Annotated in this window: 19 protein-coding genes and 1 tRNA gene; 11 read left to right on the forward strand and 9 right to left on the reverse strand. The window is 55.7% G+C overall.

The annotated features are described in order from the left end of the window. Positions 1-9: 9 nt before the first annotated feature. Positions 10-85, forward strand: a tRNA-Lys gene (locus VFG26_RS16680). A gap of 94 nt (positions 86-179) precedes the next feature. On the opposite strand, the gene VFG26_RS16685 is transcribed toward VFG26_RS16680, so the two are convergent. The 3 genes from VFG26_RS16685 to VFG26_RS16695 form a co-directional block, all read right to left on the reverse strand. After that, positions 180-1,496, reverse strand: coding sequence for an HlyD family type I secretion periplasmic adaptor subunit (locus VFG26_RS16685; protein ID WP_325027163.1), 1,317 nt, complete (start codon positions 1,494-1,496; stop codon positions 180-182). A 79-nt stretch (positions 1,497-1,575) separates the two neighbouring features. After that, positions 1,576-3,450, reverse strand: coding sequence for a type I secretion system permease/ATPase (locus VFG26_RS16690; RefSeq protein ID WP_325027164.1), 1,875 nt, complete (start codon positions 3,448-3,450; stop codon positions 1,576-1,578). A gap of 81 nt (positions 3,451-3,531) precedes the next feature. Next, complete coding sequence (locus VFG26_RS16695) at positions 3,532-4,665, reverse strand: hypothetical protein (RefSeq protein WP_325027165.1); 1,134 nt, start codon at positions 4,663-4,665, stop codon at positions 3,532-3,534. A gap of 362 nt (positions 4,666-5,027) precedes the next feature. Between VFG26_RS16695 and VFG26_RS16700 the strand changes: the two genes are divergently transcribed. Then, positions 5,028-5,984, forward strand: a complete 957-nt coding sequence (locus tag VFG26_RS16700; RefSeq protein ID WP_325027166.1) for a polysaccharide pyruvyl transferase family protein — start codon at positions 5,028-5,030, stop codon at positions 5,982-5,984. Between the two features lie 97 nt (positions 5,985-6,081). Here VFG26_RS16700 and VFG26_RS16705 read toward each other — a convergent pair whose 3' ends face one another. Further along, positions 6,082-7,185, reverse strand: a complete 1,104-nt coding sequence (locus VFG26_RS16705) for a hypothetical protein (RefSeq protein WP_325027167.1) — start codon at positions 7,183-7,185, stop codon at positions 6,082-6,084. A 244-nt stretch (positions 7,186-7,429) separates the two neighbouring features. Here VFG26_RS16705 and VFG26_RS16710 point away from each other — a divergent pair, with 244 nt between their 5' ends. Together VFG26_RS16710 and VFG26_RS16715 are read left to right on the forward strand one after the other, a co-directional pair. Next, positions 7,430-8,215 (forward strand): hypothetical protein, encoded by a 786-nt coding sequence (locus VFG26_RS16710; RefSeq protein ID WP_325027168.1) that lies wholly within the window; start codon positions 7,430-7,432, stop codon positions 8,213-8,215. 66 nt (positions 8,216-8,281) lie between these two features. Further along, positions 8,282-9,256 carry a glycosyltransferase family 2 protein gene (locus tag VFG26_RS16715; RefSeq protein WP_325027169.1) on the forward strand — a complete coding sequence of 325 codons (975 nt, stop codon included), beginning with the start codon at positions 8,282-8,284 and terminating at the stop codon, positions 9,254-9,256. On the opposite strand, the gene VFG26_RS16720 is transcribed toward VFG26_RS16715, so the two are convergent. Next, positions 9,257-10,330, reverse strand: coding sequence for a glycosyltransferase family 2 protein (locus VFG26_RS16720; protein WP_325027170.1), 1,074 nt, complete (start codon positions 10,328-10,330; stop codon positions 9,257-9,259). A gap of 231 nt (positions 10,331-10,561) precedes the next feature. On the opposite strand from VFG26_RS16720, the gene VFG26_RS17650 reads away from it, so the two are divergent. After that, positions 10,562-10,921: an acyltransferase family protein gene (locus tag VFG26_RS17650; RefSeq protein ID WP_414653325.1), complete on the forward strand. Its 360-nt coding sequence runs from the start codon at positions 10,562-10,564 to the stop codon at positions 10,919-10,921. A gap of 294 nt (positions 10,922-11,215) precedes the next feature. Here the strand turns inward: VFG26_RS17650 and VFG26_RS16725 are convergent, their stop codons facing one another. From VFG26_RS16725 to VFG26_RS16735, 3 genes are all read right to left on the reverse strand, one after another. Further along, on the reverse strand, positions 11,216-11,809 hold the full coding sequence (locus VFG26_RS16725; RefSeq protein ID WP_325027171.1) for a hypothetical protein: 594 nt from the start codon (positions 11,807-11,809) through the stop codon (positions 11,216-11,218). 203 nt (positions 11,810-12,012) lie between these two features. Further along, a complete protein-coding gene (locus tag VFG26_RS16730; protein WP_325027172.1) occupies positions 12,013-15,234 on the reverse strand; it encodes a hypothetical protein in 3,222 nt (1,073 codons plus the stop codon). 1,235 nt (positions 15,235-16,469) lie between these two features. Further along, the gene (locus tag VFG26_RS16735) at positions 16,470-17,339 is read right to left on the reverse strand and encodes a glycosyltransferase (protein ID WP_325027173.1); all 870 of its coding nucleotides are present in this window, start codon (positions 17,337-17,339) and stop codon (positions 16,470-16,472) included. Between the two features lie 502 nt (positions 17,340-17,841). On the opposite strand from VFG26_RS16735, the gene VFG26_RS16740 reads away from it, so the two are divergent. From VFG26_RS16740 to VFG26_RS16765, 6 genes are all read left to right on the forward strand, one after another. Next, positions 17,842-18,867, forward strand: coding sequence for a polysaccharide pyruvyl transferase family protein (locus VFG26_RS16740; RefSeq protein WP_325027174.1), 1,026 nt, complete (start codon positions 17,842-17,844; stop codon positions 18,865-18,867). A 56-nt stretch (positions 18,868-18,923) separates the two neighbouring features. Continuing rightward, a complete protein-coding gene (locus VFG26_RS16745; protein WP_325027175.1) occupies positions 18,924-20,087 on the forward strand; it encodes a hypothetical protein in 1,164 nt (387 codons plus the stop codon). Between the two features lie 369 nt (positions 20,088-20,456). Next, on the forward strand, positions 20,457-21,251 hold the full coding sequence (locus tag VFG26_RS16750) for a class I SAM-dependent methyltransferase (RefSeq protein ID WP_325027176.1): 795 nt from the start codon (positions 20,457-20,459) through the stop codon (positions 21,249-21,251). A gap of 335 nt (positions 21,252-21,586) precedes the next feature. Next, the gene (locus tag VFG26_RS16755) at positions 21,587-22,156 is read left to right on the forward strand and encodes an acyltransferase family protein (RefSeq protein ID WP_325027177.1); all 570 of its coding nucleotides are present in this window, start codon (positions 21,587-21,589) and stop codon (positions 22,154-22,156) included. Then, on the forward strand, positions 22,147-22,656 hold the full coding sequence (locus VFG26_RS16760; RefSeq protein WP_325027178.1) for a hypothetical protein: 510 nt from the start codon (positions 22,147-22,149) through the stop codon (positions 22,654-22,656). The genes VFG26_RS16755 and VFG26_RS16760 overlap by 10 nt, the downstream gene beginning before the upstream one ends. Positions 22,657-22,849: 193 nt before the next feature. Further along, positions 22,850-23,776, forward strand: coding sequence for a hypothetical protein (locus VFG26_RS16765; RefSeq protein ID WP_325027179.1), 927 nt, complete (start codon positions 22,850-22,852; stop codon positions 23,774-23,776). Between the two features lie 305 nt (positions 23,777-24,081). Here VFG26_RS16765 and VFG26_RS16770 read toward each other — a convergent pair whose 3' ends face one another. Further along, positions 24,082-24,855 carry a class I SAM-dependent methyltransferase gene (locus VFG26_RS16770; protein ID WP_325027180.1) on the reverse strand — a complete coding sequence of 258 codons (774 nt, stop codon included), beginning with the start codon at positions 24,853-24,855 and terminating at the stop codon, positions 24,082-24,084. Between the last annotated feature and the right edge of the window lie 21 nt (positions 24,856-24,876).

Consider the following 24,876-nt stretch of genomic DNA (forward strand, 5'->3'; position numbering starts at 1 on the left):
GATTGGTTCGGGTGATTAGCTCAGTTGGTAGAGCAGCTGACTCTTAATCAGCGGGTCCACGGTTCGAGCCCGTGATCACCCACCAAATTTCTAGGAATCTCAGAGATTTTCGCGATACTTTCCGGCTGAGGGTTTGTCGCGGTTGCGGGGCCCCGCCGTTCATCGCCTGCGGCTCGACATTACTTCTCCCGGAAGGCACGAGAGAAGCTGTCCATCACCGGCTCCAGCAAGTAGTCGAAGAAAGTCCGCTCGCCCGTTTGGATATAAATATCGACCGGCATTCCGGGAGTCGGCTTGAAATTCAGCACCTTTCTAGAGACATCATTTTCATCGAGCTTCACACGCACGATGAACGAGCCATTATCCGTCGTTGATTGCGCTTGCGTAACGAGATTGGGCCGGTCCGAAATGGTATCGGCGGAAAGATATGTAACGTTACCTTCGATCATCGGCGTGACCCGCTGGTTGAGGGCAGAAAGCCTGACAGTTGCGGGTTGGCCCTGCTTGACGTGAACGATCTGATCGGGACTGACGCGGCCTTCGATGATCAAGTCATCGTTGACGGGTAGAAGCTCCAGGATCGTGCTGCCGGCCGCGACGACGCCGCCCCGCGTGTGTTGATTGAGCTTGACGACGATGCCATTGACCGGGGCCTTGATGTCGGTGCGCTCCACCACATCGGCGGCCGATCTGATCTGCTCTGTGATGTCGTCGAGGTCGGATTCGGCTTGGCGCAGCTCCTCAACCGATTTCTGAGTGGCGGTAGATCGTATGGACATGATCTGCTGCTCGGCGCGCGCGACTTGCTGGCGGCTGTCGGCGACACGTCCTATCAGACCGCCGAGTTCGCCGTTGAGAGCGGCCTCATCGCGACGAACGGAATATACCTCGGTTCGCCGGATCAGATCCCGATCGAGAAGCGCGTTCTTGTCTTTCAGTTCCTCTCCAAAAATGTTGAGCCTCTTCCTGGTCGACAAGATCTGCGTCTCGTAACCTGCAATGCTTTCCTGCAGGCCCGCGATTTCCTTGCGCAAAACAGCTTCTTCCGAATTCATTCGATCGCGGCGCGCTTCGAGTTCGAGCTGTTGGCGGCGGAGAATGGCCTGAACCTCGGGATCATTATGGTCGATGCCTGCCGCGGCCGGCAACGCGAAGGCGTTCTTGCCAGCGAGCTGTGCTTCCAGCCGCGCCTGCGTCGTGACGAGGCGGTATCTTCGAAGCGTCAGCATGCGAAGCTTGGCAACCGCCGTCGTGGGATCGAGGCGCACAAGCGTCTGCCCGGCTTCGACCCGATCGCCTTCCTTGACCTTGACCTCGTTGATGATGCCACCTTCGAGATGCTGGATCTCCTTGTTCTGACCAGCTGCTACGAACGTTCCGGTCGTCACGACTGCGCCATCAAGCGGGGCGGTTGCCGCCCAGGCGCCGAACCCCAGCACGCAGACCGCGACGATGCCGGCACCCAACAGGATTGGAACTTGCGAACTGCGTGGCACGCCTGCATGCCACTGATCTATGCCCGGACAGCCGAGGAACACGTCGCGTCTCCGTACATGAGTTGAATGGTCTGAATTTTCACGTGCCCGACGCCGGTTTGGCAGAGGGCTGGTTCACTAGGCGATGAAGAACATCACGCGGGGCACCGAAACCTTCGAGGCGCCCGGAGCGAAGGACCAGGACCTTATCGACGGAGCTCAGCAACGCGGGCCGTTGGGTGATAAGGACCATCGTAACACCCCGCTGCTTTGCTTTCTTCATGCTCTCAGCCAGCGCCTGCTCGCCGACGGCGTCGAGATTGGAATTGGGCTCGTCGAGGACGATCAGCGAGGGATCGCCGAAGAATGCGCGGGCGAGTCCGATGCGCTGCTTCTGGCCGCCGGACAGCGGTGCACCGTTGCGATCGAGGATCGTCTCGTAACCGGCTGCGAGCTGACAAACCATGTCGTGGACGCCGGCGACGCCCGCAGCTTCGAAAATATCCTTGTCCTTGAGGTCCGTGCGAAGCCTGCAGATATTCTCCTTGATCGATCCGGGGAAGAGCTCGATTTCCTGCGGAAGGTAGCCGGTATATTCGCCGAACTGGCGGCGATCCCAGTTGCGAAGGTCGGTGCCGTCAAGCCTGACCCTGCCTGCGGTTGGAAATTGGCAGCCGACGAGGACGCGCGCGAGCGTCGACTTGCCGGATCCCGAAGGCCCGACGATCGCAAGCGACTCACCTGGCAGAAGCTCGAAGCTGATGCCGTTCAGAACGGGTTCCCGCGAGCCCTGCGGAATATAGAGAAGGCGTTCAACGGTGAGCTTTCCGGCAGGCCGGGGCAGGAGCAGCTTGGGCTTTTCCGTCTGGAGGCCTTCGAGCGCTGCGCGCACGCGGGCGTAAGCGCCCCGCGCCTGGATGAGCGAACGCCAGCCTTCGATCATGCCTTCGAGCGGCTGCAGGGCGCGTCCGGCAATGATCGATGCGGCGATCATCGCACCACCCGTCAACGATCCTTCGAGCGCCAGATGAGCGCCCCATCCGAGAATCGCGACCTGTGTCATGAGACGCGCGAATTTCGATGCGCCACTGATCCAGTAATTCTTATCGTGGGCGTTGATCTGGGAAGAGAGGGCCTGTGCCTGCTCGCGGCCCCAGTGAAGAATGCTTTCGTTCAGCATACCCATCGCATTGATGACTTGGGCGTTTCGCGCGAGCGACTCTGCATGGGTATCGGATTTCGATGAGAAAGCACCGGCTCTGCCCATTGGGCCGGCCGTCGCTGTCTGGTTGAGCACGGCGATGATGGAGAGAACAACGCCTGCCGCCAACACGATTGCACCGAGCTGGGGATGGATGAGAAAGACCACACCGAAATATAGCGGCGACAGCGGCGCATCGAAGAGCAGAAGCATGGTCGGGCTTGAAAGAAATCCGCGGACCTGACGAAGCGACCATAGCGCCTGGACGTTACCGCCTTCGCCCGTGGGCGCGGACATGACGATGCTCGCAAGAACCGGACCGCCTAAGATCACTTCCATAGAGGCTGCGAGCCTGCCGAGGATCTGGCGGCGAAGAACGTCGAGCATCGACATCGTCGCCAGCAGCCCCAAGGCGAGACAGGACAACATGAGGAGCGTATCGAGACTGCGGCTTGTCAAAACACGGTCCGATATTTGGAACAGATATATCGGCATGGTCAGCATCAGGGCGTTCACGAAGACAGAGAACAGTGCAACGACTGCGAACGTACGCCTTGCCGTGGCTCGCCAGAGCGCCAATGGGCTGTCTGAAGCGGGTTGTGATGGCCCTGTGTCGCCGATACCGGCAAAACGCCGTAGCGATTTCTTGAGATCGCGTTGGATTGTGAGGAGCAGCCGTATTGCCGGATGTGCCGAAAGGCCGAGGCCGATGCCGCCCGGCTGAAGCCCCGGCGCGGAAGCCGGAACGTTTTCGGCTTGAGCCGCCGCTGTCATGGTGGGCCGGCTTTCCGAGGCTGATAGCGCATTACTCATTACTCGTCCTTATGTGCTGACAAACCGCGGTGCCGATGCGGGTCAGGCAAACAAGGCATGATGGATGTCGCTCGTCAGATCGTGGACCTGCAGGATATGAGGCGATGGTTGATCGCCCTGATGATCTGCCGAACTTGCGCCGGGCGCTGGATGGTGGTCGCCAATTCCAAGCGCCATCGTGACGATGGACGTGATGCTGCCAGTATCGCTCGGAAGGGAAGGAGCGTCCGGCGTCGCGGCATCCTGAACGGAGATATTGAATTGCGAGTATCCGCCCGGAGGTGCCGACATGTCTGCGGCGAGGTCATTGAGCGTATTTGCGGCAAACGTCAATGAACCGGACGATGCAAGTCCTAGACCCTCCAATGTTGTGTGGAGAAGACTGCTCGATCCGATGATGGCATCGGCCGCTGCGGGCGCATGATCTGTCATGGCGATCGCCGTTTCGACCGTGTCCAGAAGGTTCGTAACCAGACCGGTTGTTGCCGCGAGCGTCGTCGCGACGGCGTGCAGAGACGTATCAATCGTATTATCGAGCGTTGTCACCACGTCGCCAACCGTGTGTAAAGCTCCGCCAACTACGTCGCCGATGGTGTGGGTTACGATCCCGAGCGTGAGATCGATGTTGGGCGCGAGGCCGAGCTCAGGAACGATGCCGGGGTTTGCATCGGGGCCGGTGTGACCATCCGGAGATGTGGCTTCGTCATTATTATCGAATGCCTCGACGGAGTTGAGCGCACTGACAGAGGCGCCCGAGGACAGCGGCGATGCATGCGATCCACCCTCGTGCGCGAGCGGAACTGCTCCGGCCGCCGGCAGGACCGCAGGGTCGATGAAGTTCTTTGCCAGCCGGGGATCAGATTCAGGCAGTTGCGGGCTTATGGGTGAGTTTTCTAGTGCTGCACCCTGAATGCCGGGATGCGAGCGGTGGAACGGCGAGAAGCTGTCGTCGCCATGCGAAGAATTGTGGGGATCCGCAGCTATCGGTGCGGGGCGAGCGGCGCCGCCGGCGGCATCAGTCGCGGTCAAAAAGCTCGCGAGAAAAAACGACCACGTCAGGAAGTTCCAGAGGCCGCGCTGTCTTTCAGGCTGGGCCGCCGCGAATGCATCCGCATAGAAGGCTTTATTTGTGGTCTCTTCGTTGAGTACTGAAAAATTCGATTGCCACACCGGCATTATGCATCCTCCGTCGCCTGCATTAAGAAATGCGGTTCGAAGGCCGAACTACATTCTCAAGCCACGAGCATAAGTAGGCTTGGAGGCTGCTGCCGACCCATGGGAGCAACTCGGACGTGCGGCCGAAGGACGAATTGAAACAAACTAAATGCGAGATGAAGGGAAATGAAATGCGAATGGAGCTGCAAATTTGAAGCAGTTTGAAGCGTTGAAGCGTCTTAGCCGGACGCCGTTCGTCCGCGCATCATGAGTAGCACGCGGCTTCAAACATTGTGGACAACGTTCAGATAATTGAGACGTTTGTACTCTGCTGCGGCACTATGAAAATTGCAGCTGAAACGCAAGAAGAAACAACATTATCGATGGGACTACGAACAGCCCTCGGACTTAAGGGCAAAAAGGCGGCCAGCCAATCGCGGCCCGGTCACAAGTTCGGCGTTCTCCGCTTCGGCTATGAGGACTTTTTTTCATTCGATGAGCGGCGACGGCTCTACGGATCGTACGACGTCAACCTCGGTGACAATGCACAGTCGATTGCTGCGCGGAACCTGCTTCGCGATCTGGGCGTGGGCGACGAGCAAATCGTCACCGTTAATCGCGATACGCTTGCGAAGTATAAGGGGCCGCCGTGCTCCTTGATCATGAACGCGGTGTTCTTCAAGCAATCGTTTCCCTTGCCGCCGGCGATCCGGCCGATCTTCATCGGATTCCAGGCGGATGAGCATGTCATCAGTAGCAATCTCGCGCTCTTCAAGCTCCATGAGCCGATTGGCTGTCGCGATGTCGCCACCACTGAGCGCATGAAAGCTCACGGGATTTCTGCATTTACGACGGGCTGCGTAACGCTGACGTTTCCGCCGCGGGAACAGGAGCCGGAGCAAGGGCGGCTCCTTATCGTCTATGGCTCTGAATTTCCGTCTTCAGTTCTTCGATACATTCCGAAGGAGCTGAGTGAGCAGTGCGAGTTCATCTACCATCGCCTTCCGGTTGACGAGTTCCCCGTTTCTGAGCGCACGCATCAGCTGGCGGAGACCCATGAGAAGGCGTTGCTAGACCGCTACCGCAGGAGTGCGAAATTGGTATTGACGCCGTTGCATCACGTCGCTGCGCCCTGCATGGCGATGGAAATTCCCGTCATCGTGTGCCGATCGAAGAACGATGACAGGTTCAGCTTTCTTGAAAAGCTCACTCGCGTCTACACGCCCGACCAATTCTCCTCCATCGATTGGAACCCCGCCAAGCCCGACGTGTCCCGCATCCGGGACAGCATCCGTGAACTTTTTTCCAGGCATACGGAAGTAGCTCGCGCGAGCGAATGATGGCATCTGCAAAGTCGTGTGGCCTCCGGAGCGGTTACGGAAGCCACACACAATTTCCCTCCCGCATCAGCCGGGATAAGCTACGCTAGCCTCATCCTCACGCAACATGGTGATCGGCAAGATGCGACGTATCCACGGCGCCTGCGATGTCGTGATCACCCAGAAGGCCGCCGAGGAAATCGGCAGGGCTACCGTCGAATCCGCCCGCTGTGTCTTGGCCAAGCAACGCGCCTACGTGGCCGAGAACTTCGGTGAGAGCGCCGGAGCCGGCGATGCCGTCGATCGATCCAGTTCCGTTGACAAGGCTCGCGATGTTCTCAATCAGGCCTTCGGTCCCCGCGCCGTGACCGTTTGCGAGGTCGTTGACCAAGCCTCCTTTGGCGAAGATGTCGTCATATGCCGCAACGACGCCGCCGGTCAGCGAACCTTGCGATAGATTGGTGAGGACATCATCGACGACACCGCTGGACCCGATGATATGACCTGTCGCCGTGGTATCCGACGACGCGCCGGGCGAAAGGCCCTCGACACTATCGGCCAATGTGTTCGGCAGATCTCCCAGGAGAGGCGGCACTTCGCCGAGAATGGGCAGCGTTCCCTCTATCCCGTTCAACTGATGGACAAGGGACTCAAGACCGGTGCCGTAGCCATCGCCGATGTTATCTAGGATTCCGCCCGAGCCCAGCACGTCCTTGTACGCATCGAGCACGGCGCCTGAAAGCGAACCCTCGTGGACGTTGGTGACGAGGTCATCGACGATGCCGCTCTTGCCGATAACGTCGCCCATAAGATTGAGGGGATTACTGATCCCCGGCGAAAGGTTCTCGCCGATGTCGACAAGGGTATCGTTCACGTTGCCGACAAGGCTCGTGACCGGGTCGATGGCGTTTGTGATCTCACTTACGAGTGGAATATCGTCGATCGGCGGCAAGTGTTCCGCAAGTGTGGGCTCGATGCCGACACCGCCACCGTTGAAGGCGTCGGCGATGACGCCACCGCCTACCGCGACGTCATGATAGGCGTCATTCACACCGTCACCCAACGACCGCTCCGTCACGCCGTGAAGGAGATCGTCGACGACGCCGGACGTGCCCGCCACGTTTCCGATCAGAGTTGTTGAAGTGACTGAACCGGGAAGGATGTTGCCAAGCAGGCTGCCAAGGGAATGGGATGGGTCCGCATTATTTCCAAGAATACCCATTATTTGCTCTCCTAATGCTTCAATGTAAGCGAAAGTTTTTCGCTGGAGAGCGGTTCCGACGATCGCGGGCGGTGTTCGCAAAACGATTCAATTAGTTGATTTTCGATAAATCAGTGGTTCGCCGTCGCGGCGTCACCAGCGATCGACGGGCGGGCCGCGATGCGCCACGTGAGAGATGAAGTCAGCCGCCAGGCATTGCGCCTTGATTTCGCTAACGCGCCGGCTGAGCTGTTGTTGCACAGTGATGAACCCGCTGAAAAACTCAGTCTTCCCACAGTTTCTTCGCGCCAAGCGCTTGTCGGAGTGGGAGCCCCGATTTCTAATCGAATTTGTAGAAAGGGGTTCATTTGCAGTGATGCCTGGGAATGCGGCGCGGCTTGGTGAAGGCAGATTTGCCAAATACCTGCCTTGGCTTCGCGAGCCAACAACTGTCGCGATCGTAGGAAATGGTCCGATCGATTGCTCGCAAGCGCTCGAAATTGATTCGCATGATGTGGTTGTGCGGTTTAACGGCTGCCGGAACTTTGGTGCGTCGGGCTACAGGACGGACTATCTTGTTTTAACCAATACTGGTGAACCCGCCCGGCAATTTGCTTTCGATCCACACGCATTGAATGCCCACGCCCTTAAGGCTGCCGGCTCGATACTCCTCGCCAGGCCGCCCGATCTCGTCGCTCGAGAAGTCCGGAAATTTCCGCGTGATCGGGAGTATTGGGAAACATTCGATCGAGAGCTCGTCGAGAACCGCATCGGCCACAAGCACTGGTCCTACATGCGCGCGAGTATTTATCGCGAAGCGCGCGCGACCCTCATTCGATATGGGGCGAAGAAGTCGGACCAACCGAGCACAGGCATGCTCGCTCTTTTTTATTTGGCCCGGAATTTTCGCAAGCGACTGAGATCCAGTGCGCTCACTCTATATGGTTTCACGCACCAAGGATGGGATCGCCATCCGTGGAATGCGGAGCGTGCCTTGATCGATGACCTATGGCGGGATTGGATACGGCGGGCTGAGGCTCCAGATCCATAGGTGATGCCTACTGACTCATGAAGCATTCTGTTGAATTGCGTCATCATGATTATGGGGGCTGTTATATTGGAATTGATCGCCAATCCCGAACATTTTTCTCCGGATCGGAGATCGGCAGACAGTGCGCTCGTGGTCGTATGCGTCTGCACATACAAAAGGCCAGAGTCTCTGCGTAGGTGCCTTGAATCGCTTGCACGTCAGCGCGCCCCCGAACATGTAAGGCATCAACTCATCGTCGTCGACAACGATGAGGAGTGTTCTGCGATGCCTGTCGTGAGGATGGTGCGTAGCGATGCCATTTACCTCGTCGAACCCAGGCGGGGCATTGCGACAGCACGGAATAGGGCGATCAGGACTGCGTCCCAACTGGGCGCGGATTGGGTTGCATTCATCGATGATGATGAGATAGCCGACGACCATTGGCTACAGCAATTGATGGCGCCCGACTACAATGCGGTCCCGATATTGCGTGGACACCGCGTGTTGCGGTTGCCGGTCGCGGCACCATTTTGGGCGGCACCCGTGAAACCAAAGACAATTGCCGAAGGAACGCTATGCCATACCGCCTATACGAATAATGTTCGCTTCAGCAGAGCCCTCATAGACTGCGGGCTACGCTTTGACGAGGCGTTCGCTTTCAGCGGAGGCGAGGACGTCGATTTCTTTTCGCGCGCCCGCAAACGCGGATTCGAAATTCGCCACACCGCTCGCGCGATTACGTATGAAACGATACACGTCGAGCGCCTAACCTATCGGCGCCAGTGCACGACATCGTTCTGGGTAGCGGCTGCGAACATCAGAGAGTCGATGACACGCCGAGGGACTTTGAGAACCCTCCTGACGAAACTTCACACCATTCCTTTGAATTTAATTATCGGGCCGGCATTGATACTCGCTAGCCCTGTCGCTCTTGTCGCTGGACTAGATGCTTTCAAGAAACTTGCCCTCGCCGGCGGCGATAAGATTGCGAGAGCGGCAGGCCGGTTCGCGGCGCTGATGGGATATATGCCAGCGCCTTATCTCCACACCGACGGCGACTGATCAAAGACCCGCATAGTAGCCAATGAGTTTGGGAAGGCCTTGGCGGCGGTAGTAACCGCGTACGGCACGGCGTGCGTTTCGGCGGTTCTCCCGGCCGCCCAGCTTTTTCAAATTCACATTGCTCTTCAGGAACTGGAGGTCTTCCTTCTCGAGGCGGTAGGGACGAAACCCGGACAGTTCGACAAGTTTCAATGCTGACGCAGCTCGCAAGTATGCAAGTTCTCTTGGATCGAGCATGGGCGCGAAGAGGTCGATGATCCGCGCCAGGGATTTTGCCTTGCGGCATTTGGCGAGAAGAGTGGGATCAAATTCGAGATCCGGAATCATGAGATCGTAGCGCGCGGCAGAAATTGCCGCCAATTGACTGTATACGGCCTGGATGCGGCCATCGATAATAGAAGCCCCGGAGATGCTTGCGGTGTGAATGCGATAAAGGCCGAGAATTTCGCTCATGTTTTCGAGCTTCCCGAACCTCACTGCTCTCCAGTAGAGGTCGCTGTCCTCGCAGTGGAAGGTGTGGCGATATTTCAATTCTTTCAAGATTGAGGCATGCATCATCAGGAAAGGATGCGGAAGATAGGGTTCCATGGCAGGGTAAGCGGTATAGTCTCCGGAACCCCGATTGCTTGGGTAATGGCGGCCTCCGGTGAAGTAGCCGGATTCATCGATATGAAAGTGTGCCCCGCTTACGGCGATGCACGTTGGATGCTCGATGAGGTATTCGACTTGCTTCTCGATTCGGGCTGGCGTTGAAATATCGTCAGCGTCCTGGCGCGCTATGAAAACGCCACGAGCGAGAGTCAGTCCGAGATTCAAGGCGTCGACGATGCCGCTGTTCGTTTTCGCGACGTACCTGATGCGGCTGTCGATGGCAGCCAGATCGCGGACAAATTCGCCCGAGCGGTCCGTCGAACCGTCGTCGATGACGATAATCTCGAGGTTCTCATGTGTCTGGCGCAGGAGACTTCGAATGCTATGGCCGATGTAGTTTTCGGCATTGTAGAGCGGCAATAGAACGCTGACCAAACGATCGCGCGTTACGCTTCGCCTTTCGAAAGCCGGTGGTGAATTCATGTTGCCTCATTCTCGTGCCTACTCCAAGTGAGGCGCTCGATTATACGTTAAGACAACAAACGTTCGCCGGGGCGTCAACGATTGGAGTTCAGTTGTCCTTAGTATTGCCGTCGCCGGCGCAATCGGTGGATAATTGCATGCGGCTTTCTCCTCTATAGGCGCCGATAGCTGATACGTTGCGCAACTCTCTGCTCTTGAGTTGCGAGGTATCGTGTGAACATCAATGTGCCGGTGGTATCGGCGCGTAAGGACGTTGCCCTCGAAGGACTTCGCGGCCTCGCTTCAATAACGGTTCTGATTTGGCACATCATACTCGGATTCTACCCCGAACTATTGGGAGACTACGGTGGCGCAGTTTCCGGGTCGGGAATTCGGGGCCACTTCTGGTTCGGCCTCGTGTATGGCTCCGCTGCGGTTGCGCTATTCTTCGTGTTGTCGGGTTACGTTCTGACGTTGAAGTTTTTCGATCGGGCGGTGATCTCGTCATACTTCGGGCCTTCAGCGCTCGGCGATCAAGCGTTGGCCGTATGCTCATTGTATAGCGGCGATCCTTGCAATCGGAGCAATCGACTTATGTCCTGCAGTGAGTAGATGCTTTTCTACACGGTTCTCGCGCTATATCGGAAATGTATCGTTCCCTCTGTATCTCGTTCACGTGCCCGTTCTTTGTTCGGTAGGGTGCACATTATTGCTCGCGACCGGGTCTCGCGTTGTCGCTTCGATCGGGGTGATAATCGTCTCTTTCTTGCTCGCGACAGTATTCGCGATTGCAAACAATGCATGGCTTCGATGGGTCACCGCCTGATTTCAAGGATCGAATGCTCTTCCGACGAAACCGTTCGCAATTTCTCGACGTGAATGGCTCCTGCCCGCAATCTCAGCCTTTCACCGCGGAACTTTCTGCGCTTTTTGTTTCGCTGCTTTTGATGGGGAGGGGGAGGCGTCTTTCGCGGGTGTGCTACTGCCTGGTACCTGGGGTTGTCTGAATTGCGCGCCGATTGCATTGAGCCGCCAAAACCCGTCAACCACTTGAAACACTAGCTCAAAGTGCAATTCGTTCGGTTTCGTGTCGAAATAGCCAGCGAGTCTGAGCATTCCTTTTTCATCGATCGTGGGCGGTCTCGAAAGCGTGGGCAGCGCCAAGACGATCGGAGCCATGTCGCCCCCTCGTGTTCGCAGGCCCGCAAAAGCGGTGCTCAGCTGTTCGACACTATTTGCTTGCTGAAAAGACGGTGCTGAGAGGTCGCGGAGCACCGAGTAGTTTCCGGTGACGTTGGCTTGATGAAGTGCGATCAACGAGGTGCGTATCATGATGAAGAGATTTTGAGGCGATGGGATTCCAATCCGCACAGGCTTGCCGGGAGCCGGTGCCGGCGATTGTTGTTGGGGCGCAGTTTCGGATGGAGTTTTCTTGTGTTGCTGCTGATCGTCGGCCGCATATGCGCCGGTTATCATCAGCAGGCCGGCGAAGGCACTCATCAATAAACAGGATCTGTGGATCAAAAACAAACTGCCGGCGCTAGGCTGGTGCAACGTTTGCGTTCCGCGCTTCGTTCGCCATTTCGGCAATATAAGCCCGAATTGATTTCTCGGCCAGCTTAGAGGGATACTAACGATCGCGCCGCCGCGCAAAAACACGAATGCCGCTCTAGGTAAGCCCAGAGCGGCATGACTTCATCCTATTAGCGCCAAGTGATTTGGCCTCCTATGCGACCGCCGACAACGCTGTCGCCTCGTCCATTCTCGACACCGACGCCGACGGCGCCCGATATCGCGACCCGGTCTCCGTCGCGAAATACGTTGTAGCCTACCACGCCCTCGGCGCTGACAGACACGGCTTGCGCGCCTTCATAAAAACCGCCGTTGACGGCTATGCCGAATCTTTCGCCCGCTACGAGGTCAGGATTTTCCATCGATATAGCAAGCGCGATGCCGGATTGGGCTTCGTCAAGCGATTTGAAGATCGAACCGCCGTCCGTTGCGAGATGACCGCTTTGATCAGAGGTCACAACCTCGATTGGTCCATCTGTCTGGCGCGACCTGCTAAGTCCCGACGTTATACCGGGCGTGGTGTAGGTATCATTTCTGGTGCCGAATACCATCTCGTGGTCTCGACTGACCGTGGCATCCGCGCCGATGGCGGAGGAATGCACCGCTCCCGTTTGAACGGTGGCATTGTTGCCGACTGCCGTGCCTTGATCCGCGTGCACTTGCGCATTTTGACCGAAAGCGGCGTCGCCCGCGCCGGCGGCAAACGAATTGTTACCCACCGCGACGGCACCTGCACCGCCATTCGAGCCGGCGCTCGAATTCGTGCCTATCGCGATCGAGTCATCGGTGACCGCGTTAGCGTTGGTGCCAATCGAGGTCGTGCGCGAGGCCGTGACGCCGTTGCCAGCGCCCGAGCCGAAGGCGATGTTATCCGTGCCCGTTACGCCGTTCCCCGAGGCGAAGCCGCTCGCGATGTTGTTGGCGCCAATCACATCGTTTCCAGACGCAAAACCGCTTGCCTGGTTATTGAAGCCAACGACGCCATTGCCTGAAGCTGAGCCGCTCGCCTGATTGTCAAAACCGACAACGCCGTTGCCGGAGGCAAAGCCGCTGGCCTGGTTGTTGGCTCCAATCACGCCATTACCGGAGTATGCGCCCTGCGCGATGTTGCTGAAACCGGCAACAAAATTGCCCGTACCGATGCCGTCAGCTTGATTGCTGACGCCGGCAACGAAATTGCCCGATTCCGAACCGGATGCTTGGTTCGCGGCTCCGATTACGCCGTTGCCGACTTCGTTACCGCTTGCTTGGTTATTCACGCCCACGACCCCATTGCCGGAGTCCGTGCCGCTCGCTTGATTGCCCTCACCGGCGACGCCGTTGCCGACGCCATTGCCGCTCGCTTGGTTGTCGTCACCAGCTACAAAGTTCCCCGAGTCGGTGCCTGCGGCCTGATTGCCAGATCCCAGCACGAAATTACCAACGCGAAGGCCGTTCGCTTGATTGTTGTCGCCGCCGACGAAATTGCCCGAGAATGCTCCAGTTGCCTGATTGAACGCACCGCTGACGAAATTGCCTGTTGCGACGCCGCTCGCGGTATTTCCGAAGCCGGTGATGAAGTTGCCGGAGCCGGTCCCCGACGCCGTATTGCTGTCACCCATCACGACGTTACCGGAGCCCACTCCGCTCGCTTGGTTGGCGGAGCCGATCACGATGTTGCCCGTCGCAGTACCACTGGCCTGATTGTCGTCGCCGCTGACGAGATTGCCGGAGCCGGCGCCCGACGCCGAATTGCGACTGCCGCCGACGAGATTGCCCGTGAATGTGCCGGAGGCCTGATTATCCGAACCTTGAATAAAATTGCCCGACCCGAAGCCGGAAGCGGAGTTTCGATCGCCGGTGATGAAGTTGCCCGACAGCGTGCCGGTAACGTTGTTATCGCTGCCATTGACGATGTTGCCGCTCAGGAACGCATCGGCGCTGTTGCGGCTGCCCGTAACCGCATTGCCCGACAAATCGCCGAGAACCTGATTGTTGCTGCCGGTGACGAAGTTTCCGGACCCATTCCCGATCGCCGAGTTGCTATCGCCGGTGACGCCATTGCCGGAAAGACTGCCAAGCACGTTGTTGAAGCTGCCTTGGACGCCGTTGCCCGACAGGAAGCCCGAGGCGTTGTTGAACGAGCCGGCAACGAAGTTTCCGGAAACGAGCCCCGTTGCGACATTGCCGGAGCCGGTGACTGAGTTGCCGGAGAGATCGCCGAAGGCGCTGTTGCCCGACCCGTCGACGCCATTTCCGGATCCGCTGCCGAAAACGTTGTTGTAGCTGGCGTTGTCTTTGTACCCGTTGCCCGACGCGTTGCCGATCACCGTATTGTTGGCAACATTTGCACCACCGAGATTGCCGGAACCATCACCGATAATCGTATTGTCAGAGAAGTTGGGACCGTTGCCATTTCCCGAAAGATTTCCCGATATTTTGTTGTTCTGGAAACCGGCACCATTAAGCGTGCCTGAACCGTTGCCGATGACGGTATTATTGGTAAATCCGTCGCCATTGAGGATGCCGGATACATCGCCAAAAATCGTGTTCCCCGTAACCGAGCCGAAGTTTCCGCTGCCCGAACCGTTGCCGATGATGGTGTTATTAGTGACAGGGCCGAAGAGGTTGAGGCTTCCGGAGCCATCGCCGAATATCGTATTTCCGGTGACATTGCCGCCATTGCCAGATCCGGATTTGTTACCCAGAATTGTGTTGTTGGAAACGGTGACTCCGCCCGCTCCGAAATTTAAGCTTCCGGAACCGTTGCCGATAATAACGTTGCTATCCATCGTGGCGCTTCCGCTCGTAAGCCCGGCGCCATTGTTGCTGCCCGAATTATTTCCGAGCACGACGTTGTTGGTCAGGGTAGCTTTGCCGGGGCCCGTGAGAGTTGTGCCGTTGCCGCTCAAAGAACCGTTGCCGCCGACGAAATTGTTCTCGATGTCGGCCGATGCGGCCCCGGCCCCGCTGCTGCCATTCTTAGCTCCGGAACCGACGCCAACGATACTGTTGTTCAGGATCGTCGCTTTGCCGGACCCGCCAGCGGCGCTCGAACCGTTCTCGCGCAGCGACTGATCGCCGAGAACCTGATTGTTCTGGATGTTCGCGCTACCCGCACCGAATCCCACCGAGGTCGTACCATTGTATCGGATCGACTCATCGCCTTGCACGTTGTTTTGATTGCAAGTCAGGCCGGATGAAAGACCAGCATTCGTTTGACCCGAATTGGTGCCAGTTATGTTGTTGGTTCCGCCGCAATTTGCAGCCACCGCTGCGCTTGGAAGCGCGAGGTTCGTCGCCGTCATCAGCGCCGCCGCGCTCACACTCATCAGCAATGACTTTGACGCGATCCGACGCGATACATAAAACATAACGCTACTCCCCGCTACGCATCCTTACCCGAGGCAACGCACTTGAATTTTTGTGAAATACTTTGCTTGCGCGCCCTACCTTTTTATTTCCGACAGCCTTCCAAAAATTTCGCTCTGCTTACGCCGTAGTTGTGGAGCGTCCGGCGGTGAGGCTCTAGCCCCACATCTTTCCACAGGTCGTCCACATGTTGTTCCGTTGTCTGAGCATCTCGTTTGAAAAGCAAGGCACGGAGAATAATTCCGCCAGTGCGTTGCGCCGACGCCACGCAAAAAGCGCCATCGTCGAACTCCTTGCTTGTCCGAATGACAAGAAACGGGCTCTAATTTGAAGGCAGATCGACATCTGAAGCAATGCACCATTAGCGGACGTGGGCGGCGACGCCTCCGCCTCGCCGATCATGTGGTAAGTAATTTCCGCTTCTGGGATATTTCGCCAAATGCGAGCGGCGAACTGTATTCCGGCACATCAGATAATCCATTGATAGCGCGTGGTAGGTATTTGGCTACAAAAGTCGGAAATGACCACCCTTGATCTACAACATAAGTGCGCTGACTCTTAATCACCGGATCCACGGTTCGAGCCCGTGATTACCCACCAAGGTTTTCAGTTGGTTACCTAAAGCGCTCTCAGTCATTCCGACTCCGCGGTTGGCGTGCCATTCCGACTTTTGGCCGTCAATTGTTCTCGATTTTGGTTGCTTTTGATCCACGCACGCCGCCGACGAGCAGCGGTGGCGCTCTGCGTCTCAGTGCGCTTCAAATAGAGCCTGGCAGCCTCTGGCGTTTGTGGCAGGCCGTGGCTCCTGCGCCCCGGCCATGATGGTAATGACGAGTTCGCTGTCCTCAGGCGACGTCGACATGTTTCTCCTGCTGAAGCTTGTCGCGCACGCCCCAGGGTCACCTGTGGCAGTATTCGCTCGCTGGGCTGGCAAGATCAGCGCGGCGTGACGGAGTTGAAGCACAGCCTGCCGTTCGTGGCCGCGGGCTAACTGAGCTCCCAGTGCGGGAAGCGTGGCAACGCGCCAGCATCGACAACCACCGTTTCTCGCATATTAAATCGGGTCACGGGCTACTCTATTGACTTGCGCCCAATGCCAACTGCTCATCCGACGCAGAACTCGACGCGCAAATCCGATCGCGCTCCGTAGGGGCTCGCGGTTCTGCTTTGCTGCTTGGGCTAGTAGCTGCGGTTTTGTTATTTTTCTCTTCACGCGCTTGCTGTGGTGACAGGCAAGTTAAGCTAGCTCAGGCCTTTCCGCCGGCTTTCGCAATAGCTCCGTTGAAACAGCCCCGGGCAGAGCTTCAGCCCACATGAACCGCTGTCTGCCATAATATCCGGTCCAGTCGGAGTACGGAACTAATTGAAATGGGACCGGTATATAATTTGGGAATTTTGAACCGTACTCCGCCGGTGCCGACCAGTCTGTCGCGGCCACTGTTTTGCCCGCCAAAAGAGCTTCATAGATGGCTAGGCCAAAGCCCTCAGATCTATGGAGAGATAAATACAGGTCGGCAGATCGATGAAGTGCGCTAATTTCTTCGTTCGACAATTCGGTTGTTAATAGGATTATGTTTGGCGCGCCGTCGATAAGCTCATTCAATTCGCGGAGTACGACTGCAGTTCGTTTGGTAGTTCGCACCTTCATGACAAGAACGGCCTGTTGGTCAGTGCCGAACCAGTTCTTCCATGCCGCGACGTGTGCCCAAGGGTTCTTGCGCTGAGGACAAGAACTAAGATCCATTATCGCCAAACCCAAAAAAGCGTGGTCCGGCACACCAAGGCGCTCACGAATATTTATTCTATTGTCGGAAGGCACGGCAACCGCGTGAGCAATCGTCCTGACGGATATTGCAAGCTTTGTCCTGAAGACTGATGAGCAGAACTCCGAGGGCGTCCACAGTTCATGAATTAGCGCTTCTGCGAATTTCCAATCTTCAGGAAACAAAGGCGTTTCCCACGCCCATCGGCCGACGCGCCAAGCCTTCGCAACTTGCTCTACTTTAAGCACGCTGAAGATTTTCCCGTACGTATCAGGAAGTGAAAAAAGATAAATATTCTCGACGCCTGGAAGATCTAAAAAGTCCGTGAAATCAAGATCCGCCAAGTCAACGAGCACTAACTTCGAGTGGTGAGCGCGCAAGAGTGAAAGGTCATATGCTGCAGCGCGCGCCAGTCCATGCGACCCAGAGAACTCGCCAAATACGACTGCAGGCCCGGTACTCCGGCGCGCAGTTAAGTCCTTGGCAAACGGGGCCGTCGCTATTCGAACTTGCCGCCAGCGGCGACGCCTCCTGATGGGTTGCCGCATCCGATAGACGAGATGTTTGAGGCTCCATCGCCGAAGGTTCCACCGGACATATGGGCGGTTGCCATATTGGTCAGTGGCCAGGGTACGCGTATCCATCGACCTCGCTCAATCCGATTGTCTTACACACTAGGGATCTGGATAAACTCAGTTCTAAGGCAACCTGAGGATTTGGGAGCGCTGATTATATGTCGGCTGATGATTTGTATTCGGCTGTTGCAACGCGGGTCAACTGTGGCAATACTCAAACACTGAATATCAGTGGGCGAACAACTGCCGGTTGCAAGTGAGATATGAACTCATGAGGCTTGTGTTCATTGGTTGGTATGGAAGACGCAACTGCGGCGACGAAGCGTTTCAGGCGGTGCACCAGCATCTCTTCCCGAACATCGAGAAGGTCTGGCTTGAAAAGTGCCATGGGTTTGAATTTCACGATAACGACGTAGTGATCCTAGGAGGGGGTGATGTCCTCATGCCCTACTATGTCGATACGATTCCGGCCGACCGTAAGTTCTTTGTATATGGATGCGGATTAGCTGATAGCCGTTCGATTGATTACGTTGCGAGCCTCAGCCCTCGCATTCACGGGATCTGGCTCCGAAACGAAGCGGACGTTGCCGCACTACGGAAACGGGGCGTCGCTGCGTCTTTCACGCCTGACATTTTTTTTCAGCTAGCCCCGTCCTTGCGAGAGACCGGGGACCCTTTCCCAACTGAAAAACGCTTGGTGTTTGCTCCGTCAAACAATCACTTCCGTCACTTCCAGCGCACCGGCAACATCAAAGATTTCTCGTACATGAATTACTTCATGTACGAGATGGCAGGCATCCTCGATTACCTCGCAGAATTCTACCATATCGACTTCGTTTCAATGTCGATGGACAACAACGATGACGACCCTGCTTTTGCCAACACCGTCTACGGCCTTATGACAAGACGGCATCGGGTAACGCTCCACGAATATTCAGGAAATCCGATCAAAATTTTTAGAACAATACAGAATGCGAAGCTTTGCATATCGATGAAGTACCACGGACTCGTATTCGCGCTGACAGCCGGCACTCCATTCATCAATGTCGGGCTGGCACGCAAGACACAACTGTTCTGTTCTGAAAATGGATTTGATGACGTCTCCGTACCGGTTCGATCGTTGGAATATTCGAGGTTCCTCGACGTTGTTAAGACAGCAGAACAACCATCGTTTTTGGAGCGTATGCATCAAACTCAACGCAAATTCTGGGAACTCGCAACTCAAGAGGGGAGGAGGTTCAAAAATGAGTTGTTGCAGCAGGCCCAGACTCCTCAGCCCACGATCAAAGTCGAATAATTGCTCGGTATGTTAGAGAAATGACACGAATTATCCTAGCCTCTCCGATTCCACCCATGAAGACGGGGACGGCTCGATATTTGGGCCTGTTCATCGGAGAAGGTGGCGCTACGCTGAAGTCTCGTGAAGCTTTCATAGTAACGCCCTCGGGGTTTGCCGAAGTCGACAAAACATACATGGGATTGCCGGTAATTACTGACAAACAGTATTCGCCGCAGGCGGATGATGTCGTGGTCGCGTTCTTTGCAAACAATCGATTTCACCAATTCGCATATCCATTGATCAACAAAAGAAAAAAGTGGAAAAAACTTATAAGCGTCCTTCATGACCCTCAATGCTTCATGAACGTTGAGAGCATGCATTGGAGCCCGTCGACCGGCTGCGATACTGAAGCTTTATACGAACACATTCGGCACGAGATGCCCACGCTTCATCGCTGGACCCTCGAAAAATGGTCTCAATACAAACTACCGTCAATCATGAAATACAACTTGATCGCCCAGTCTAAGGTTTTGCCGATATCGGACTCGATAGTCGTACACAGCTACTATGCGGGCCTCAAATTAAGCTTGGAGAGTGCTCACGGCGTTTCGCTTCCAGAGATAGTCGTCATGCAGCACCCCCGCGATACTGAGGTCATTTCAACAAATGTCAAAGCAGAGAAGTTTTCAGTTGGCTGCTTTGGCTGGATCTCGCAGGCAAAACGTCCGCTCTCGGTAATAGAGGGATTTGGGCGTTTCTTTTCCGGCTTGCCGGAGGATGCCCGCAAATCAGTCCAGTTGAAGTTTGTCGGGGAACTTTCAGAGAAGTCTCTTGATCCGCTCTTTTGGTCAAAGGCCTATGGGTTCCCTTCCAACTGCGTGCATCTCGGTCATGTTTCGGATCAAGTTTTTTCGCAAGAAATGGCTTCGACAAATCTGGTTTTCAATCTGCGCTTTCCTTCGTGTGGGGAAAGTAGCGGCGCCCTTAACTTAGCATCTGATTTGGGTGTGAAGATCGCTCTGTCGTCTTATCAAGCCTTTCGTGAGGAGACTGCAGATTATCTCATCAAGTTGGACCCGAAGCAGGAAGTGAACGACATCGTCGCGGCAATAACCAAAGAATACAAAAATTGGTTGAACAAAAATGACGGTCTGCCTAATCGGCGAAAAGCTCAATATCCTACGCCGAGGAAGTTCGACGTTCCCGATGCAATTTCATATCTTCTGGAAGATGTTTGATTATGGCTCGCGTGCGCAGGCAATATCTAAAGTTCTGGATTCCAATATTCGGAACTCGCCAGCTCCTAAAAAGGATTGAACGACTTGAGCGTGAGCTTAATGAGCTGAGGGCGAGTGAAGATAAGCAGGCACTGCTAATTTATTATGAGGCGCGCATCGAGGCCATATACGACTCAATTTGTCAGCGCATTAATCTGGAGACACCGGTCATCAAGTCCGACAGGATAAACATAAAGCACCACCGATGATCGTATCTGAGAGGGAGGTGCTTTTTCGGGAGTGTTTGAACGTCATGGATGCCGCCACACAACCGCTCGGGACCGAAGCGCGGATCGATGCAGTCAACGGCAAGATCGGCGAGGTATTGTCTTGAGGGCGGTCAACCATCCCTATTTGGCGACAGTTACAAAGGCACTTGAGGCGACAGGGGAGAGCTTAAACCCCTGGTTGACCGGGCATAGGCTGAGATACGCGGAAACACTCGCCCAACTGCACAAATATACCGGGCCGCGCAACGCGGTTCTTGAATTGGGATTTACGCGCATATTTCAGTTTCTTCTAGCGACCGGCCTCGAGTTCAAATCGTGTTTCGGTTCCGAGTTCAAGGCTAAAGACACGGACGCCAAGAGCCGAGAGTTGACGGTAACCGTTGGCGAGCGCCGCTCGGTCAGCAAGATCATTCCAGTCAATCTCGAAGACGAGCCGATACCGCTCCCGGACGAAAGCCTGGACCTTGTGGTTTGTTGCGAGGTCATCGAGCACATGGACGTGGACCCGATGTATTTGATGGCCGAGATCAACCGAGTTTTGCGCCCCGGCGGTCAACTCCTAATGACGACCCCGAATAGCGCGTCGGCTCGCATCGTTTGGAAAATTCTCCACGGGCATCGACCGCATTTTTACATGTTGTACTCAAAGAACCGCGACCCTTACCGGCATAACTTTGAATACGATGTGCACGCCTTGAAAATCTTAACCACCGCGTCGGGCCTAGAATGCCTGTCGATGGAAACGATAGACACTTTTGAAGATCCTGTTCCCGATGCGCTTCAGCTACTCAAGCGGTCTGGATTTCCGACGACCCATCGCGGCGATAATATATTTTATTGGGGCAAGAAGATCAGCGGAGTTATCGACCGTTGGCCGAGCGGAATCTATGGCTGAGCTGGCCAGAAACCAACGGGCCACGGCAGGATTGTTCGACTGATGGAGCCGCCTTGCCTTCAAATTTGGATCAGTGTTCGCCGAAGTCAGCAGAAGACATGTCATCATTTCTCACAGGCTGAGAAACTTAACACCCGCAGCGTCCGCCTCGAATTCGGGTCGTTACATCGGTGCCAGCCGGCAAGCAAGCTATTCCGCCCTGATCCGACAGCTTCCGCGCAAGCAGCGTTGCTGCCGTGTTTGCCGATGCCTGAAACATATGCTCGGATTTTGGTTAGGTCTTCATATTGTCTCCAATTGCCCTAAACTGATGGGCAGGGGACGGTGGGGGATATATGCAGCGCTCAGAATCTTTGCAGGCTCTCAGAGGGCTTGCCGCATTGCTCGTTACTGTCGGCCATGCGTTCTACTTTCCCTTCCACCTCGCCCGTATTGATCTCTATGACGGCAGAACGCTAGACCAAATAACGGGCGGGTTCGTTGAGCCGTTTGCTCTTTTCCAATATGTGCCAGGCGGGATGTTCCCCGTTGCCGTCTTCTTTCTTCTGAGCGGCTACGTAATTGAAATATCTCTTCGCCGCCTTTCCCCTACGGCGTTCTTGATCTCTCGGGCTTTCCGACTCTATCCGACATTCTTTGTAGTCTTTACGCTATATGTCGTCGTTTATGCCGCGCTCGGGCGTGAACTGCCTTCCTTGAGCGAGGGAATATCCGAGTTATTCCTCGTCAAGTCGTACACGGTCGTTGTCGTTGCGTGGACGCTTCTTTTCGAGGTTCGCTATTACTTAGCCATGGGCCTATTGGCGCTCATTGGCATCAGCGGCCCATGGCGCCCCCTGGCCCTCATCGCCGCATACTTGGCGTTGGATCGGGTACCGGCTTCTGGCTCGGCTATATGTCCATAGGAGCTCTGATCTATCACGCCCGGTCGGGTGATGAGAGAAGCGGACTTGCCTCAGTTGCCCTTATTGTTGGAGTGATTGCTTGGTATGTTGGTGCCAACTCGCTTCACGGTTGGATCACGAAAGACAGCACCAGCGAACTTGGAGCTGGGCTCGCGACCTTTGTAATCTTTCTGACGATGGTGCCGGACAAAATAATCCCGAGGGTTTTTACCTTCCTCGGAGATATCTCCTATCCTCTTTATTGCGTGCATTTGATCATCATCCCCGTCTGCTTCTATTTCTTGACCGGGCACGTTCCCCAGCTTCTGGTCACCCTGCTTCCGGTAGCGATCTCACTCGGGGTCGCGACCCTCATTCATTACACGATAGAAGCGCCAACGAATGCGATGGGCAAACGCTTGGCTTATCGCTGGATGGCTCGGAGGGCCGTACGGCACATCAACGCCTCAGAGCAGGCGGCTCCCTTGCCTTCTAATGAGGCGCGCGCACGCTATGGGTGAGCAAGCACGTACTCGAGTGGGAAGCACTACCCCGTATTATGTATTGAAGAACCTTGAATGCCGACGGCGTTCGAGCCTGCCGGGCAAGCAAGTACATGCCACCATCCGTTGCCACGCGCCGCTCCGGTGTTTGCCGATGCTGTGCCATTCCCCCTGTGCCTAAGGGTTGCTGGTCTAGCAATTTTGAACTGTCGTGGTACTCAGCGTACTGGTTGTCAGGTGTGCAAATCCGCAAACGGGGGGACTTATGGCATCGTATAGTTTCGATTACCTGCTTGACAAACTCAGTGCGGCTCCGTTCTCCGAAAATCCCTTTCGACACATTGAAATCAAAGACTTCTTTTCTCCCGAACATTTCGCAGCAATTGTTTCAGACCAGCGCATTGTTCTGCCGGTTGTGGCCGGTGATCGCGAATTGCTGGCGGCCATGGACGTGGCCGGTTACCGCGTAATTTACTTCCCTGGCACAACAAAAGATCTCGCACGATATTTGGACTGGCACGCCAATCGTTCCGGCGCGGTCGAGAATGCCGACACCTGCGAGAGTTTCGGCGTCGTCATGCGACTCGAGAAATTCGGTGAGAATGGTGTCCTTTCGGAACTGAATTCATTCTTCCACTCAAGCAACTTCCTTGAATGCGTCGCCGGGAAGTTCGGCATTTCGACGGACGATGTTACGCTCGATGCCGGAATACAGAAGTATCTGGACGGATATGAAATCAGTCCGCACCCGGATATCCGGCGCAAGGCACTCACATGGATGTCCAACATCAACCCGGCGCCAAATTCCGAAGCATTGAACATCCACACCCATTACATGTCGTTCCGTGACGAATTCGATTTTGTCCGCAAACTCTGGGCGGAACGCACCGATATCGATAGGGCTTGGGTGCCCTGGGATTGGTGCGAGACTGTCAAACAGCAGCCTGCGAACAACTCCATCGTTCTATTCTCGCCGAGCGACGACACCCTGCACGCCGTCAAGGCCAACTACGATCACCTGCAAACGCAGCGAACGCAGCTCTACGGAAACCTTTGGTACAAAGATGTCGCTCAGATCTCAAAATGGGAGTGGCGGCAACTTCTGGATCAAAAGCCCGTCGTAAGTGAGCCAGCATAGTCCTGGGTGCAGTAGACCGAGATGCGATGGCACTGCGATAAATTATGCTCCACAAGGTTTGTATCTCTCCGCAGCAGGAACTACGTGCCGGGTGCTGATGGCTAATATCGAAGCAGCAAAACAGCACTAGCAGAGGGAAAACAGCGCCCGTATTTTCAGCGCCTCAAGGCCGTAGATAGGCGGCAACCCACACAAATGAACGTTGTACGCGACCTTAGCTGAGCCCACGTCGTGTCACCTGCGATAATCCAAAGCCACGACTTTGGGTCATACATTTCCATCGGACGTGCCCGTTCTTTGTCTCGTCATGCTGGAGCGTAAACTTCTTTCGGAAATCTCTCGATGACGTCCGATACTTTCCTGCCGAGATAGAATAGGCAATCACCCCTGAACGCCTTCGTGAACCCAGACTGCTCGCAAATTTTCAGACCTTCAGCATGAGGTCCACCGAAGACGTCAACGGTTTTGATGTTCACCGTCTCGAAACCAGACGCCCTTCCGAGCGCCTCCAAGCTATGGCGGTCGTGCTCGTAATTGTGGCGGTAAGGACTCCGGTTCCTCTGGTACTGCATATAAAAATGCGGCCGATACCCGTTCACCACTTTTGCCAGCATCGCATACGACGTGCTGTTCGGCGTGGTGATGAAGAGAAGGCCACCAGGCGCCAGAAGGCGGCTGAATTCGACCATCGGAAACATGGGATCAACGTCCATGTGTTCGATGACTTCCGCGCAAAGAATGAAATCGAACTTGCCGTCAGGCAATGGAAACTTGTCCACCTCCAGATTGAGCTTCACGATATTGGCTGAGACACCGCCGATGTCTTCGTAACGCGTCTGGACGTTGCCGCCGATCATATCGCGGTCCGTCCCCCAGACTTCCGAGAAGCCAAATCGACGAGCGAGTGCGTATTGAAAAACGTCTGTGTAGCCGATCTCGAGAGCCGCCCCTCTGTGCGATAGCGGTAATACCTCTATTGCCTGGAGGGTTTTTGCGTACCTAACTGAATGGACGGTTGCATATGTGACGGGTTCCTCGTCCAGATTGGATACAACTTGATTAAGCGATTCACCGGCCATTTGCGCTGCCCCCAAATATTA

The sequence above is a fragment of the Hyphomicrobium sp. genome, assembly GCF_035687085.1.
Classification (GTDB): domain Bacteria; phylum Pseudomonadota; class Alphaproteobacteria; order Rhizobiales; family Hyphomicrobiaceae; genus Hyphomicrobium_B.